The 16,650-nt window shown below is 57.0% G+C and carries 10 protein-coding genes and 1 pseudogene; 7 read left to right on the forward strand and 4 right to left on the reverse strand.

Annotated elements, in window-relative coordinates:
- Positions 1 to 8 precede the first annotated feature (8 nt).
- Together yiaY and FFH21_RS21325 are read right to left on the reverse strand one after the other, a co-directional pair.
- A complete protein-coding gene (gene yiaY, locus FFH21_RS21320) occupies positions 9 to 1,157 on the reverse strand; it encodes an L-threonine dehydrogenase (protein ID WP_004658895.1) in 1,149 nt (382 codons plus the stop codon).
- Between the two features lie 150 nt (positions 1,158 to 1,307).
- Positions 1,308 to 2,528: an SAM-dependent methyltransferase gene (locus FFH21_RS21325; protein WP_005745577.1), complete on the reverse strand. Its 1,221-nt coding sequence runs from the start codon at positions 2,526 to 2,528 to the stop codon at positions 1,308 to 1,310.
- 295 nt (positions 2,529 to 2,823) lie between these two features.
- Here FFH21_RS21325 and FFH21_RS21330 point away from each other — a divergent pair, with 295 nt between their 5' ends.
- Positions 2,824 to 4,044, forward strand: coding sequence for an alpha-xenorhabdolysin family binary toxin subunit A (locus FFH21_RS21330; protein ID WP_004664033.1), 1,221 nt, complete (start codon positions 2,824 to 2,826; stop codon positions 4,042 to 4,044).
- Positions 4,041 to 5,046 (forward strand): annotated as a pseudogene (locus FFH21_RS21335) (alpha-xenorhabdolysin family binary toxin subunit B). Before FFH21_RS21330 ends, FFH21_RS21335 begins: the two are co-directional and overlap by 4 nt.
- Before the next feature lie 57 nt (positions 5,047 to 5,103).
- Here the strand turns inward: FFH21_RS21335 and FFH21_RS21340 are convergent.
- Both FFH21_RS21340 and FFH21_RS21345 read right to left on the reverse strand, forming a co-directional pair.
- On the reverse strand, positions 5,104 to 5,721 hold the full coding sequence (locus FFH21_RS21340; protein ID WP_004664032.1) for a TPM domain-containing protein: 618 nt from the start codon (positions 5,719 to 5,721) through the stop codon (positions 5,104 to 5,106).
- Between the two features lie 26 nt (positions 5,722 to 5,747).
- Positions 5,748 to 6,440: a YgcG family protein gene (locus tag FFH21_RS21345; RefSeq protein ID WP_032704075.1), complete on the reverse strand. Its 693-nt coding sequence runs from the start codon at positions 6,438 to 6,440 to the stop codon at positions 5,748 to 5,750.
- 319 nt (positions 6,441 to 6,759) lie between these two features.
- On the opposite strand from FFH21_RS21345, the gene bglX reads away from it, so the two are divergent.
- The 5 genes from bglX to FFH21_RS21370 all read left to right on the forward strand — a co-directional run bounded on the left by bglX (position 6,760) and on the right by FFH21_RS21370 (position 16,648).
- The gene (gene bglX, locus FFH21_RS21350) at positions 6,760 to 9,054 is read left to right on the forward strand and encodes a beta-glucosidase BglX (RefSeq protein WP_011169376.1); all 2,295 of its coding nucleotides are present in this window, start codon (positions 6,760 to 6,762) and stop codon (positions 9,052 to 9,054) included.
- Positions 9,055 to 9,123: 69 nt separating this feature from the next.
- The gene (locus tag FFH21_RS21355; protein ID WP_011169377.1) at positions 9,124 to 10,881 is read left to right on the forward strand and encodes an ATP-binding protein; all 1,758 of its coding nucleotides are present in this window, start codon (positions 9,124 to 9,126) and stop codon (positions 10,879 to 10,881) included.
- Positions 10,882 to 10,887: 6 nt separating this feature from the next.
- A complete protein-coding gene (locus FFH21_RS21360; protein ID WP_041924623.1) occupies positions 10,888 to 12,222 on the forward strand; it encodes a sigma-54 dependent transcriptional regulator in 1,335 nt (444 codons plus the stop codon).
- A 224-nt stretch (positions 12,223 to 12,446) separates the two neighbouring features.
- On the forward strand, positions 12,447 to 14,822 hold the full coding sequence (locus FFH21_RS21365) for a PAS domain-containing protein (protein WP_011169379.1): 2,376 nt from the start codon (positions 12,447 to 12,449) through the stop codon (positions 14,820 to 14,822).
- Positions 14,823 to 14,953: 131 nt separating this feature from the next.
- Complete coding sequence (locus FFH21_RS21370; protein WP_004658883.1) at positions 14,954 to 16,648, forward strand: molecular chaperone HscC; 1,695 nt, start codon at positions 14,954 to 14,956, stop codon at positions 16,646 to 16,648.
- Positions 16,649 to 16,650: the final 2 nt, after the last annotated feature.

Raw genomic sequence — 16,650 nt, forward strand, 5'->3', positions numbered from 1 at the left:
GCGGTTAATCACATTGCCTGACGAAATATCTCCTGAATCTGCTCAAGATCGGCACGACGCGGATTGGTCAGACCGCACGCATCTTTCAGGGCATTGGTGGCCAGGATCGGGAAATCCTCTTCCTTGACGCCAAGCACCGCCAGCCCCGCCGGGATTTCCACGGCAGCCGACAGTGCGCGAATGGCCTCGATTGCCGCCTGAGCACCTTCTTGCGGAGAAAGACCACGAATATTGCAGCCCATCGCATGCGCAACATCAGTCAGGCGCGCAGCGCTGACGCTGGCGTTGAAACGCTGAACATGAGGCAGCAATACGGCGTTGCACACACCGTGCGGCAAATCATAGAAGCCGCCCAGTTGATGCGCCATGGCGTGTACATAGCCCAATGATGCGTTGTTGAACGCCATGCCGGCCAGAAACTGTGCGTAGGCCATGTTCTCGCGTGCAGTAATGTTCGCTCCATTGGTGAAGGCGTCGCGCAGATTGTTGGCAATCAGTGCCATGGCCTGCAACGCGCAGGCATCCGTGATCGGATTGGCAGCCGTCGAGACATAGGCCTCTATCGCGTGAGTCAAGGCATCCATACCGGTGGCAGCGGTCAGTGACTTGGGCATGGCAATCATCATGTTCGGGTCGTTTACGGATAACAGTGGCGTCACGTTACGGTCAATGATGGCCATTTTTACGTGGCGCGCTTCGTCGGTAATGATGCAGAAGCGGGTCATTTCGCTGGCGGTTCCGGCGGTGGTGTTGATCGCGATCAGCGGCAACTGCGGTTTTGCCGAACGGTCGACGCCTTCATAGTCGCTGATATGCCCACCGTTACTGGCGCACAGGGCAATGCCCTTGGCGCAGTCGTGAGGTGAACCGCCGCCCAGAGAAATCACGAAATCACACTGGCGTTCCCGCAGCAAGGCCAGACCGTTCTCGACGTTGGCGATGGTCGGGTTGGGTTTGGCACCGTCATACACCACCGAGTCGATGCCCTGCTCCACCAACAGCCCCGCGACCTGACTGGCCACACCGGCCTTGGCCAGCCCTGCGTCGGTCACGATCAGCGCCTTGAGAAATCCGTATTTGCGAATGGCGAGCATGGCTTCATCAATGCAGCCAGTGCCGATGATGTTCACTGCGGGGATGAAAAAGGTGCTGATCATGACGGACCCTCGTGGGTAGCTCGGATGCTTGGGTGATAGCCCAAGCATCCGCCGTGTGCGAGGTACAACCATTGACCTGGCGCAATGAAGCAGCCTGATAGCAGACCGTTGGTCGAAGACTCTTCGGTCTACGTGTGCAGGGTGGCTGTTTCAGCCGATGAAGCCGTCCGCCCTCAGCAGCGTTTCAAGGCACTGCTCGCTGATGCCGTAAAACGTCTTCAGCTCCTGGATACGCGCGATCAACAGGTCCGGGTTGACCGGTTCGGCGCGCTTGACCGCCAGGATCATCTTGTTCTTGTTGGTGTGCTCCAGAGAGATGAACTCAAAGACCTTGGTTTCGTAACCGCACGCTTCCAGCAACAAGGCACGCAGGCTGTCCGTGACCATTTCTGCCTGCTGGCCCATATGCAGGCCGTACTGCAACATCGGTTTCAGCAACGCCGGGCTCTGGATCTGCAGGCGAATCTGTTTGTGGCAGCACGGCGAGCACATGATGATCGAGGCGCCGGAGCGAATGCCCATATGAATGGCGTAGTCGGTTGCGATGTCACAGGCATGCAGCGCGATCATCACATCCAGCGCGCTGGGCGCGACAGTACGCACATCGCCGTGCTGGAACGTCAGGCCAGGGTGTTCAAGACCCGCCGCGGCGTTATTGCACAAGGTGACCATGTCCTCACGCAGCTCGACACCGGTCACCTGCCCTTGCGCCTGCAAGGTATTGCACAGGTAGTCATGGATCGCGAAGGTCAGGTAGCCCTTGCCTGAGCCGAAGTCTGCCACCTTGATCGGCTGATCTAGCTTGAGTGGCGATGAACTCAAGGCATGGGAAAACACTTCGATGAACTTGTTGATCTGCTTCCACTTGCGCGACATCGCAGGGATCAGTTCATGCTGCCGATTGGTGACACCCAAGTCGGCCAGGAACGGGCGGCTCAGCTCCAGATAGCGCTTTTTCTCACGATCATGCCCGGCCGAAGGAGCTTCACGCTCCTGCTGAGCCTTGCTTTTGAACAGCGTGCTCTTGCCCTTCTTGCTGAACTCCAGCTGCACCTCGTCGGTCAACGACAGCAGGTGCGCGTTCTTGAACGATTCAGGTATCAGGCTGGCAATAGCGCCCACCGCTTCTGCAAGCGGAAAATTCTTGGTGATATCGCGGGTCTTGTAGCGATACACAAAGGTAAGGCATGGCTGTTCCTTGACGGTCAGCGGTTTAATGATGACCCGCTGTAATTCGGCCTCGCTGCCCACGTATTTGGCCAGCACCAGCTTGATCAGCGAGTTTTGCGACAGGCTGGTGTCCAGCAGGCCGAGAAACTGCGCGCGGTGATCGGTCGCAGTGTTGGATGACGTGGGGGTAATGACTGACATTGAAAATGTGCCTCAAACGTCCCGGCCGGGACTCGAAAAATCAGACCGGCATTTTAGGCGCGTCGACGCGTCAAGGGCACCTCTATTTTTCAAAGACTACACACACTGTTTGCACGAACCTACACACCAAAGCGAAACACACATAACCTGTAAAACAATCACGACGAAATTCACGAGCCATTACTTGTACCGCGCAAAAACACCTTTATAGTCGCCCTCACTGATGACAGACAATCAGATCTCACTCCTGGAGCTTTTTGCTCTAACAGAATAACTTGTACAAGGAACGTGCAGTATGTTGAGTCAAGCAGCACTCTTGGAAAACGAAGATATCGCACGGGTTACTTTAAAACCCGTAGAGTACTTGAGCGTCATACTCGATGATGAAAAAAACGGAGGCCGGAGCGCGGCACTTATTCTGACCAGGGAAGACATCCTCAGTCTTAAGCGTTACGAGCGTCACGCCCTGAACATTCCCACCTCGCTTACTCGTGTCGAACAGCAATTGGGTTTTACAAGAAGTTACATTCCCGGGCTTGAGCCTGAAGATATGCTGGTGACTTACCAGGCCATCAATAATCATGGCAAGAGCTGGCTCAGTATCGAGGATGGCATCAAACGCAGCGGGTTCGCCATTGAATTGTTTGCCACCCAATTCTCGAGACAGGGCGAACAGATCATCAACTACATCGAAAAAATGGATTTTGCCAGACAACTGGACCTGACCGTTGCCGATTTAAACATCGAAGAGGTCCGTAACACTGCGCCGGTACCACTGGGTGAAACCGATCAGAGGGTGTGTATCACGCTGGCAGAGTTTCTGAAGAAAACGGCGTCACAAATAAAAAACCATCAGCACGCTGCGCAAACCCTGGCGGACCACATCGATACGTTCAGCACCGTCCTGAGCGTCCAGCTCATTCCCGGCATCAATGACAAGGTGAAACTGGCAAATTGTTCTGATCTGGACCAGCAGATCCAGGATCTGGAAAAAGATATCGAACAACTGACGACGGAAATCGAGCAGAAAAACAACGAGTATAAAACCGCCCTGTATAATATTGCCTGGGGTCTTTTCGGCGGGCCCATCGGGGTCGCTATCACGGGGGGCATTTTTGGTGCCCAAGCAGAGGAAATCCGAAAAGAAAAAAATCGAATGGTGGCTTCCAAGAACGAGAAAGTTCAAAAACTCGAAGAAAAATCTCCTTTGGCAGCCGCCGTGCGCAGTCTGCAAATACTGTTTGAAGACATGAATATTCGCATGATGGACGCTCACCAGAGCGCCACCCATTTGAAAGACCTCTGGACCATGCTGGCGGCGTATATCGACCGTTCTGCCAGTGAACTTTCAGCGATCACGACTGATCAGGCGCTGATGATTTTCGCTATGCAGTTTCAAGGCGTAGTCACACCTTGGCGGGAAATAAGAGGCATGGCGAATCAGTTACTTAAGATATTTGATAGTGCACTGGATCAGTTTCAACGCGAACAGCAATCCGGCAAGAGAGGACAATGATCATGAGCACTGAAACCCTGAGTGAGCCGTTGGTCCTCACCCCTCCTGACAATGAAGTCATGACAGCCGCCCGCCAGAATATTCTTGCGCAGGTGAGCACTTTGAAGCTGAACTTTCTGTCGGCCATGAAAGAAAAAATGCTGCCGCTTCAAGACGCATTGATTAGCGCAGACAAGGTCTATCGCCAGGAACTGGCCAATATCACCGTGCAGTTGAATACTGTAAACCTGAAACCGATCGATCAGAAACAACAACTGATTGAGGCCGACGCAACGCTCAGCGACAGACAGAAACAACAAGCGATCAACCTGCTGAACGGGCAGCGCATTCGCCAGGTATCGAATATCACAGCAGCGGTACGCCGCAGCGCGGCGGCCATTGCCGAGCACAGCGCAGATAAACCTGACGCTGGAAAGCAATCGTTTGCTGGAAACACTCCAGCAACAGATCGACAGCATCACCCAACGATCAGCCACGTTAGAAAGCGCAATGGCTTTAATCGCTGAAGACCGACGCCTGCTTGACGCAACGATCAGTACGCTTGAAAAGTACAACATTGCCGACCTGTTCAAGGAACTACTGCCTACCCAGGAGGAGCTACAGCTCATCATCACACCATCGCCAGAGCTTGCGCTGGTCTCCGCAGGGATTGCCAGACTCGAAAAACTACTCGACAAGATCAGCAGCGCCCTGACTTACCTTGATCTTACTCGAGAACGCGACAGGCTGAGGTCGCGCTATAACGCCCTGCTCGACGACTCCCGCATGTCTACCCAGGAAACAAAGGTAATCAAGGAAAAACTCGACGAGTTGACAGGGCTCGCTGGCGTCGCTCAGAGCAAAGCACTTTGGGTACAAGAAGCAAAAAAGGTTTATCAATCGCTCTATCATTTTGTGGATCAGATAACATCGCCAGGTGATGCTTCGGCGTTGATCAGCCAGCATGTCGAACAACTGAAGACCTACATAAAATCGTTTTATGAAGTAAAACGTATCGTCTGACCCGGACGATTTTCAAGCAAGGCAGATGTCGATAAAATCAACATCTGCCTTTTGCCGTTACCCCAACACCACCAGCCGATTCGGCAGCTCATTCCTGCCGTGCGTCACTGGAACGTGATCGGCAAGCAACTCGCCACAGGCATGGATACAGCCAAGAAACCCCTGCAAGGTCTGCCCGTCTCTGACCTGCTGGGTAAATACGTCGACCATCGCCTTCCAGGTATCGTCATGCAGACGACTGGCAATGCCATGATCAACCAGAATTTCGACATACCGTTCGGCCTCACTGACAAAAACCAGAATGCCGGTTCCGTCATGGGTCTTGTGCAGGTTTTGTTCAAGAAACTGCCGACGTGCCAGATTTCCGGCTCTCCAGCGCCGAACCGAAAGCGGCACCAGCAAGGCCGACACGTTCGACACGCGGCAGACCAGCGCCACAACAATGAACGTACTCATTTGCGCCAGCATCAGTTCGTCCGCGCTCAACCACTGAACGCAGTAATTGACCGTGCCCGGCAGCAGCAGGCCGATCAACCCGGCCCAGATCAGCGGCATGTACGCGTAGTCGTCGGCACGAGCAGCCAGTACCGTAACCAGTTCGGCATCGGTGCGCTGCTCGACGCGATCAATCGCTTCGGCGACCTGCCGCTGTTCATCTCTGTTCAATAACGCCATGCTTCCCTCATTGACCAATCGATCCGCTACCAGTTGCCCGAAGCCCCGCCACCGCCAAAGCGACCGCCATTGCGGTCAGCGGCCCTTTCACGTGCAGGCCGGGCAGCGGCCCCGCGTTTGATACTGATGATCACGATGCCCAGCACGATGAGGGTCAGAACAATCGCGATCAGCCAGACCTGATCGTCACTGGTCTGCTCTTCATATTCGGACATCTGTCTCGTCGGTTCGGGATAATCCGGTATCTGACCGCCCAAAGCCGCGATAACTGCCCGCGTACCGCGCTCGATGCCGACCGCAAAACGATTGTCGTCAAACTCGGGCGTCATCAACATATCGATGATCAAGGAGGCCTGGGCTTCATTGAAACGATCCTTCAGGGCAGCACCGACTTCCATGAATACTTTGCGCTTGTCACGGTAAACCACCAGCAGAACGCTGTCGTCTTCGCCGTGCGGCCCAAGGCTCCAGGCATCACCGAGTCGGGCTCCGAACTCTTCGATGCTCGTGCCTTGCAGATCGGCCAGGGTCACCACTACAACGCGCTCGCCGGTGGCTTGCTCGTGGGCACGCAGAAGTCTGGCCAGACGAACTGTGGTCTGGCTGTCGAGCATTTGTGCAGCATCGACCACACTGCCGGTCATTGGCGGAAAAACCAGCGCGGTTGGCTCCGCCTCGGCACGCAACCCACCTCCCAATAGCATCACCACGTACAACATCCATTGTGAAACAGACTTCAAAATCAGACCTCCGGTGCTTTTTTGAATCTATTGAAACGACACGCCTTAGCCAAAACACAAGTTCCCCGGCATAATCCATCGCCAACGCCTGATGCGGTCAATAGCTGATCGAACAGGGTTTGTACAAAAGTCAATCAAACCTCCATTTTCGTACACACCTTGGGGGACTTCGTACAGTGAAGCGGATGGCAACTATCCTTGCGCCCTGTACGAACCATAACGCCAAAGGTCCATAACCCAAAAACTGGCTGTCGGATATTAAACGCGAGTTGCTGACAAAAGCCTTGAGAAATCATTCATGAATAAGCTGTGTTTATTAGGTTTGCTGGTCGGGATGGCCAGTCAGTCGGTGATGGCCCAAAGCGCCGCCACGGACAATACAACGCTTCAAGCCAAGAATGCCTTCATCGGCAAACTCATGAAACAAATGACCCTGGACGAAAAGATCGGCCAGTTGCGTTTGATCAGCATCAGCGCCGACATGCCACAGCCGCAAATTCTCAAGGAAATTGCTGCCGGAAGAATCGGCGGCACGTTCAACTCCGTTACCCGTTCGGAAAATCGTCCGCTGCAGGAAGCTGCTGTCGCCAAAAGCCGTCTGAAAATTCCGATGTTTTTTGCCTACGACGTGGTTCACGGTCATCGTACGATTTTCCCGATCAGCCTGGGCATGGCCGCCAGCTGGGACATGGACGCCGTCGCACTGATGGGCCGGGTTTCGGCTAAAGAGGCAAGTGCTGACAGTATCGACATGACATTCGCGCCCATGGTCGATATTTCCCGCGATCCACGCTGGGGCCGCAGCTCCGAAGGCTTTGGCGAGGACACCTACCTGGTGTCACGCATTTCCGATGTGATGGTCCGGTCTTTCCAGGGCAAGAACATCGCAGCCAATGACAGCATCATGGCTGCCGTCAAACACTTCGCTCTGTATGGCGCGGTCGAAGGCGGACGCGACTACAACACCGTGGACATGAGCATGACGCGCATGTATCAGGACTACCTGCCGCCCTACAAGGCTGGCATCGATGCAGGGGCTGGCGGCGTGATGGTTGCGCTCAACTCGATCAATGGTGTCCCGTCGACCGCCAACAAATGGCTGATGCAGGATCTGCTGCGCAAGGACTGGGGCTTCAAGGGCGTGACCATCAGCGACCATGGCGCGATCAAGGAACTGATCGACCACGGCGTGGCCAAGGACTTTCGCGAGGCCGCCAAGCTGGCGATCAAGGCTGGCGTCGATCTGAGCATGAACGACGTGGCCTATGGCGAGCAGTTGCCCGGGCTGGTCAAGGACGGCGAGGTTTCCATGAAGGAAATCGACAGCGCCGTGCGTGAGGTACTTGGGGCAAAATACGACATGGGCCTGTTCGCCGCTCCTTACGGCCGAATCGGCGTCGCTGCCGATGACCCGGCAGACACCTATTCCGACGACCGCCTGCACCGTGCCGAGGCTCGCGATGTTGCGCGCAAGACACTGGTGCTGCTGAAGAACCAGAACGACACGCTGCCGTTGAAGAAACAAGGCACCATCGCGGTAATTGGTGGATTGGCTCAAAGCCACCTCGACATGCTCGGCAGCTGGTCGGCAGCGGGCCGTGCCAATCAGTCGGTCACTGTGTATGAAGGGCTGGCCAACGCGGTCGGCGACAAGGCCAAACTGGTTTACGCCCGTGGTGCCAACGTCAGTGACAACGAGCACATCCTCAACTATCTGAACTTCATCGAGAAGGAAGTCGAGGTCGACCCGCGTCCCGCACAGGAAATGATCGACGAAGCGGTCAAGGTCGCCGAGCAGGCTGATGTGATTGTTGCCGTGGTAGGCGAGTCGCGCGGTATGTCCCATGAGTCGGCCAGCCGCAGCAGCCTGAACATTCCGGGCAAGCAGCGTGACCTGATCAAGGCACTCAAGGCCACGGGTAAACCACTGGTGCTGGTGTTGATGAATGGCCGTCCCCTGGTACTGGTCGACGAGCAGGAACAGGCCGATGCCATGCTCGAAACCTGGTTCCCGGGCACCGAAGGTGGCAACGCGGTGGCGGATGTACTGTTCGGCGACTACAACCCGTCGGGCAAGCTGGCCATGTCGTTCCCGCGCTCGATCGGTCAACTGCCGGTCTACTATGCACACTTGAATACCGGCCGTCCGTATCATGAAGACAAGCCGGGCAACTATACCTCGCACTATTTCGAGGAGCCCAATGGCCCGCTGTTTCCGTTCGGTTACGGTCTGAGCTATACGCAGTTCGACGTCTCGGACATCAAGCTGTCTGACGCCAGCATGACGCGCAAAGGCAAGCTCACTGCCAGCGTAACCGTGAAAAACACCGGCAAGGTTGCAGGCGCGACCGTGGTGCAGTTGTATCTGCATGATGTGGCTGCGTCGATCAGTCGCCCGGTGAAAGAACTGAAGAACTTCGAAAAAGTGATGCTTGAGCCCGGCGAGGAAAAAGTCGTTAACTTCACGCTCAGTGAAAACGACCTCAAGTTCTACAATAGCGAGCTCAAGTACGCTGCGGAACCTGGTGAATTCAAGGTCATGATCGGCCTGGACTCGCAGACCGTGAAAGAAGCGACCTTCAATCTGTTGTAACGCTCGTCCATGGCGCGTTCGCAGGCATTGATCTGCAAACGCGCCAGCGGAGTCCGATCAGGCCGCAACATGACGCTCAAGCATCGTTACTGGCGCATTACCCTAAACATGCTGCTGATTATGGCCGGTGCGGTGCTGTGCGCCGGGCTTGCGATGCATCAGGCCCAGCGTCACGCGCTATCAGAAGATGCGGTGCGTGCCGAAGGGCAATTGGCATTGTATGCCAATACCCTGCATACCCTGATCGAACGTTATCGCGCCCTGCCCTCTGTTCTGGCACTGGACCCGGAGATACGTGCGGCGTTGAGCGGTCCGGTAGCCGCTGACGTGCAGAACGCGCTCAATCTCAAGCTGGAAAAAATCAACAATACGGCGCATTCATCGACGCTTGAATTGCTCGACCTGCACGGTCTGGCAATCAGCGCGAGCAATTGGCGCGCACCCAACAGCTATGTCGGCCACAACTACGGCTTTCGCCCCTACTTTCTGCAAACACGGGCTCAGGGTACCGGGCGCTTTTACGCGGTCGGTGTGACCACCGGAATCCCTGGGTACTTCTTGTCCAGTGCGGTGGTGAACGATACGGGTGCCTTCATCGGTGCGATGGTCGTGAAGCTGGAGGTTCCAGACCTTGAGCAGGAGTGGGGCCAAGGTAACGACCTGCTATTGGTCAGCGACGAAAAAGGCATCGTTTTCATTGCCAATCAATCGGGCTGGCGCTATCGGGAACTGCTGCCTATTTCTGTAGAGGACCGTGCCGACCTGCTGCGCACTCGCCAATACGACAAGAAGGTACTTTCCCCGCTGCGCAGTCGGGTCATGGACAGCTTCGGCGAAAACAGTCATTTGAGCCGTGTAGAAGGCCCGGATGGCACCACGGATTATCTCTGGCAGTCGCTGCCGCTGCCCGATGAAAACTGGACCTTGCACCTGTTGCGCAAGCCACCTACGTCCAGCGAGGACATTCGCAATGCGGGCCTCGCCGCAGCGGGTATCTGGCTGGCACTGGTATTTCTGGCGCTGTTTCTCTATCAGCGCTGGCGACTGGCGCGATTACGGGAGCGCAACCGGGACGAACTGGAGCGTCTGGTGCAAGAGCGCACCCGTGATCTTCAAACCGCGCAGGACGGTCTGGTGCAGTCGGCCAAACTGGCGGCGCTGGGGCAGATGTCGGCAGCGCTGGCCCACGAAATCAACCAGCCGCTGACTGCCCAGCGCATGCAACTGGCGACCGTGCGACTGCTGCTGGATCAGGGCCGAATCGATGAAGCCTGCAAAGCGCTGGTTCCAGTCGATCAACAACTGACACGTATGGCCGCCTTGACCAGCCACCTGAAGACCTTTGCCCGCAAGAGCCCCAGCGGTTTGCGCGAAAGACTGGACCTGGCCACGGTGGTCGATCAGGCCTTGCTGTTGCTCGACCCGCGCCTGCGCGAGGAGCACATCGACTGCGTGCTGCATCTTTCACGTCCCGCCTGGGTGCGTGGCGATGCCATACGTCTGGAGCAGGTGCTGATAAATCTGCTGCGCAATGCGCTCGATGCCATGCGCGAGTGCCCGTCCAGACGCCTTGAAGTGCGTATCGACGCCATCGACAAACAATGGCGGCTCAGCGTCAAAGACAACGGAACGGGGATCGCCGAAGAAAACCTGGCCAGTATTTTCGATCCGTTTTTCACCACCAAACCTGTGGGCGATGGTCTGGGCCTTGGTCTGGCCGTGTCCTACGCCATCATTCACGAACTGGGCGGGCAACTGACGGCGCAAAATCATGCCGAAGGTGCTGTGTTCTGGTTCAGCCTGCCCAATGACTTTCTGGAAACCTGACCCGACATGTTGAACGCGGTCATCGTGGTAGACGACGAGGCTCCCATTCGGCAAGCCGTCGAGCAATGGCTGACGCTGTCGGGGTTTGAGGTGCAAGTCTTCGCCCGTGCCGAGGAATGCCTGGCACAACTGCCGGAACATTTCCCCGGTGTGGTGCTGACCGACGTCCGCATGCCGGGCATGAGTGGTCTGGAACTGCTAAGCCGCCTGCAAGGCATGGACCCGGACCTGCCGGTCATCCTGCTGACCGGCCATGGTGATGTGCCAATGGCTGTAGAGGCGATGCGCGAAGGTGCCTATGATTTTCTGGAAAAGCCCTTCAGCCCGGAAACGCTGATCAGCAACCTGCGGCGCGCGCTGGAGAAACGCCAACTGGTGCTGGAAAACCGCCGTCTGCATGAACAGGCCGATGCCAGAACCCGACTGGACGCTACGCTGCTCGGCGAGTCGCCCAGCCTGCAGACCTTACGCCGTCAGGTGCTTGAGCTCGCGCAACTGCCGGTCAATGTAATCATTCGGGGGGAAACCGGCAGCGGTAAGGAACTGGTCGCTCGCTGCCTGCACGACTTCGGGCCGCGCGCCGGCAAACCTTTTGTCGCGCTTAATTGCGCGGCCATCCCGGAACATCTTTTCGAAGCCGAGTTGTTCGGGCACGAAAGCGGCGCGTTTACCGGTGCACAGGGCAAACGTATCGGCAAACTGGAGTATGCCGACGGCGGCACCGTGTTTCTTGACGAAATAGAGAGCATGCCAATGGCGCAACAGGTCAAGCTGCTACGCGTTCTGCAAGACAAGCGCCTTGAACGGTTGGGCTCGAATCAGAGTATCGATGTCAACTTGCGGATCATTGCTGCGACCAAACCGGACCTGCTTGAAGAGGCCCGCGCCGGGCGCTTCCGTGAAGATCTGGCCTATCGCCTGAACGTTGCCGAGCTGCGCCTGCCGCCGTTGCGCGAACGCCTTGAAGACATCGCGCAACTGTTCAGCCACTTCGCCCGAGCCGCCGCCGAGCGTATGGGCCGCGAATCGCCCGCCCTGAGCGCCGCACGCCTGAGTCAGTTGCTCAGCCATGACTGGCCTGGCAACGTACGCGAGCTGGCCAATGCGTCTGAGCGGCAGGCGCTGGGCCTGGAACTCACCTCGCCGCAGCCCGATACTCAATTGCAGGGACACTCTCTGGCAGCACGCCAGGAAGCCTTCGAAGCACAATGCCTGCGCGCTTCGCTGGCCCGTCACAAAGGTGATATCAAGGCTGTGCTCAACGAGCTGCAACTGCCGCGACGGACGCTGAACGAGAAAATGCAGCGCCATGCTCTGGTACGGGAAATGTTCCTGAGCTAGTGGCTACGGACATCCGGTATGGCTTCTTCTGGCGATAACCGAACATTTCCCACGCTGCCGGGTCTGCATACTGTCCCGGCTATGTAAGGCCGTGATGGCTGGATAGTTTTAAGGCATAATGACATCATTCCCGCCTGGCTATTCAAGCTCACATTGGCAGTCCGAAAGTTGGGGCATTTTCTACCGTGAATACTCCCCTCGACCTCCCACTGGGAGGCGGCGATATGGGCCGGCTTATCCGAGAGACAGACTGGTCGACGTCTGCACTGGGACCAAAGCAAGCATGGCCTGCAGCGTTACTGTCATCAATGAACCTGATGCTCAGTTGCCCTGACAGCATGTACCTGCTTTGGGGGACGGACTTTGTCCTGTTCTTCAATGACGCCTATTCCCAGGTTTTGCCCGTTGCAGCAGAGCAGGCGCAAGGACAACCCATTGCCTCGGTGTGGGGTGATGCCTGGGAGGCCGTGCGCCCGCTGGCTGAGCAGGCGCTTGGTGGACACAGCCGCCGGTCTGACGATATTCAGCGCACCATTGTGCGCAACGGCAGGCCCGAGCAAACCTGGTGGTCGCTTTCCTATTCGCCGCTGTACGGCGATAGCGGCCTGATCGAGGGCGTGTTCTGCCGGGTCAATGAAACCACCTCCCAAGTCATTGCCCAGGTCCGGCAAAATGAAAACGAAGCGTTTACCGACCGTGTTCTGTCGAGCATCAATGATTGCATCAAGGTGCTGGACCTCGATTCGCGCCTGACCTTCATGAGCGAAGGCGGCCAGCAGATCATGGAAGTCAGCGATTTCAATGCGATTCGGGGCTGCCCCTGGCCCGATTTCTGGCAGGACCAAGGCAATCTGGACGCCATCGCGGCTGTCGAAGCGGCACGCGCGGGTCAGAACGCCAGTTTCATGGGATCGGCGAAAACTCTGACGGGCACAGTCAAGTGGTGGCATGTGCAAGTCAGCCCGATTTTCGGCAAGGACGGCAAGCCGGAGAAAATCCTGTGTGTGTCCCGTGACATGACACAGCTCCGAGACGCTGAACAAGCGCTGATGTCTCTCAACGAAACGCTCGAGCAGCGCGTGATTGAGCGCACCCGTGACCGTGATCGCATCTGGCGCCTGTCGACTGACCTGATGCTGGTGGCGCAGTTCGACGGCATTATCTCGGCAGTCAATCCGGCCTGGACTCAAGCTCTCGGCTGGTCGGCAGAACAACTGCTCGACAGCCAGTTTCTGGGGCTGGTGCACCCCGAAGACGTGGACAGTACGCTGGCCGCCATGAGCGGACTGGAAAATGGCCAGACCATTCCTCACTTCAAGAATCGCTATCGCCATCTGGATGGTTCGTACCGGACCATCTCGTGGACTGCCGTACCGGACAAACAATTCATCCATGCCGTCGGTCGTGACATTCAGGCCGAAGAAGAAGCCAATGAAGCGTTGCGGCTGTCCCAGGACGCCTTGCATCAAGCGCAGAAACTGGAGGCTATCGGCCAACTCACTGGCGGTGTGGCGCACGACTTCAATAACCTGTTGACGGTGATCCGCTCCTGCAGCGACCTGTTAAAGGCACCTAACCTTGAAGAGCATCGCCGTGTGAAGTACGTCGAGGCGATTTCCAGTACGGTAGACCGGGCGGCTCGCTTGACCGGTCAGTTGCTGGCCTTTGCTCGCCGTCAGGCCTTGCAGCCGGAAGTGTTCGATGTCTGCAAGAGCGTAGCGCGTATTGGCGAAATGATGGATACGCTCACCGGCGCACGCATTCAGGTGAACATCGACCTGCCTGCCGAGCCGTGCTTTATCTTCGCCGATGGTAGCCAGTTCGACACTGCGCTGGTCAACATGGTGGTTAACGCCCGCGATGCAATGTCGGGCGCAGGCCGACTCAGCATAAAAGTTGAATGCGCTGCCTGCCCCACTGCCGATCACCCCGCCTCACTCAGCGATGGCGATTATGTGACGGTGTCGCTGACTGATACCGGCGCGGGTATCGCCAAAGAAAAACTGGGCCTGATCTTTGAACCGTTCTACACCACCAAAAGCGTGGGACAGGGTACAGGGCTGGGGTTGTCGCAGGTATTCGGCTTCGCCAAACAATCGGGCGGCGAAGTGCTGGTTGAAAGCGAACTGGGCAGAGGCAGCTGCTTCACGCTGTGCCTGCCGAGTGCAAAAAATCACGAAGTCGTCGCGCAAGACAAGCATTGCGCGCCCATCGCGTTGCCCGGTCTGTGCGTTTTGATGGTCGAGGACAATCAGGACATCGGCACTTTTACCCGACCGATGCTTGAGCAGCTTGGCTTTCAGGTGCTATGGGTCAAAAGTGCCGCCGAGGCGCTGCATGAATTGTCCGGTAACCCGGAAAACTTTCATGTGGTGTTCTCGGATATCGCGATGCCCGGCATGAGCGGGCTGGAACTGTATGCCGAAATCGAGGCGCGTTACCCCTGGATGCCGGTCGTCCTCACCACCGGTTACAGCACTGAATTTGCGACGATCGCCAAGGACGAGGCACACCGCTTCGACCTGTTGCAAAAACCCTATTCCAGAGAAGATCTGGCGGCGATCCTGCAAAGGGCGGTGAGCCGCACCGGGGAACAATAATCCCGCAAAGGCATCCTGAGGCAGGACGCAACCTGGTATTCCCGGCGCATAAAACGAAGACAACACCGGTTGCCTTGATTCAGAATCACGCAAAACATTGCAACAATCCTTGAGCAGGGAGCATTTTTGAGATGATCGTCGGTATTGATCTGGGCACCACCAACAGCCTGGTGGCTGTCTGGCGCGACGGCAGCAGCGAGCTGGTTACCAATGCGTTGGGAGAGACGCTGACTCCAAGCGTTGTCGGACTGGACGACGAAGGGCAGATTCTGGTCGGCAAGGCGGCGCGCGAACGTCTGCAAACTCACCCGGAAAAAACCACGGCGCTGTTCAAACGCTATATGGGCAGCGCTCAGGAGATTCGCCTGGGATCTGCCACCTATCGTCCAGAAGAGTTGTCCTCGCTGGTACTCAAGAGTCTTAAAGCAGACGTCGAGCGCGCGTTTGGCGAGCCTGTCACCGAGGCGGTGATCAGCGTTCCAGCGTACTTCAGTGACGCTCAGCGTAAAGCGACGCGCATTGCCGGTGAGCTGGCCGGCCTCAAGGTCGAGAAGCTCATCAACGAGCCGACAGCAGCAGCCCTGGCCTATGGACTTCATCAGAAGGAAGGCGAAACCTCGTTTCTGGTCTTCGACCTGGGCGGCGGCACGTTCGACATCTCGATCCTCGAACTCTTCGACGGCGTGATGGAAGTGCGTGCCAGCGCGGGCGACAACTTTCTGGGGGGTGAAGATTTTGACCGCCTGCTGGTCGAGCACTTTCTGACCCTGCACCGAGATGAGCAGGACTTCCCCGGCAAGGAACTGGTAACGCCTTCGCTACGACGTGAAGCCGAGCGCGTGCGCAAGGCGCTGGGCCAGGAAAACAGTGTCGATCTCGTGCTGCGCCATGCCGACCGCGAATGGCGCAAGACAATCACGCAAGAGCAGATGAATGATCTGTTTGCGCCTCTGCTGGCCCGCCTGCGCGCGCCTATCGAGCGAGCCTTGCGCGATGCGAAAATTCGCGTCGCAGATCTGGACGAAATCCTGCTGGTGGGCGGCACTACACGTATGCCGCTGATCCGCAAACTGGCCGCGGGGATGTTCGGCCGTTTTCCGGCCATCACACTCAACCCGGATGAGGTTGTCGCGCAGGGTGCTGCAATTCAGGCAGCACTCAAGCAGCGCGATGCGGCGCTGGAAGAAGTCGTTTTGACCGACGTGTGCCCCTACACCCTGGGTATCGAAACCACACAATACGTGTTCAACGGCTATCAGTCCGGGCATTACCTTCCGATCATCGAGCGCAACAGCGTGGTACCGGTCAGCCGGGTGCGTACCGTAAACACGGTTGCCGATAATCAGGAGCACGTTCTGCTGCGGATTTTTCAAGGTGAAAGCCGCCTGGTCAAAGACAACATCGCGCTGGGCGAGCTGAATATTCCCGTGCCGAAAGCCAAGGCTGGCGAGGTCGAACTGGACGTGCGTTTCACATACGACAACAACGGCCTGCTGGAGGCCGACGTGCGGATCCAGATGACCGGCGAAAATCACAAGCTGGTTATCGAGAACAACCCCGGAGTCATGACACCCGCCGAAATCCGTGAACGACTCAAGGTGCTGGAAGCACTCAAGGTTCATCCTCGCGAACAACAGGTCAACACTCACCTGACAGCACGTCTGGAACGGCTCTATCAGGAGTATCTGGGCGAGGCACGTGAAACCATCGGAGTCTGGGCTGCACAATTCCAGCGCGTGCTGGAAACCCAGGATGACCGGCAGATCAATGAACTGCGCAAACAGCTTGAACAGGAAGCAGACCGTTTCGAACGAGGTGAATGGTGACG

The organism is Pseudomonas sp. KBS0707, from assembly GCF_005937945.2.
In the GTDB taxonomy this organism is placed as follows: Bacteria; Pseudomonadota; Gammaproteobacteria; order Pseudomonadales; family Pseudomonadaceae; genus Aquipseudomonas; species Aquipseudomonas amygdali.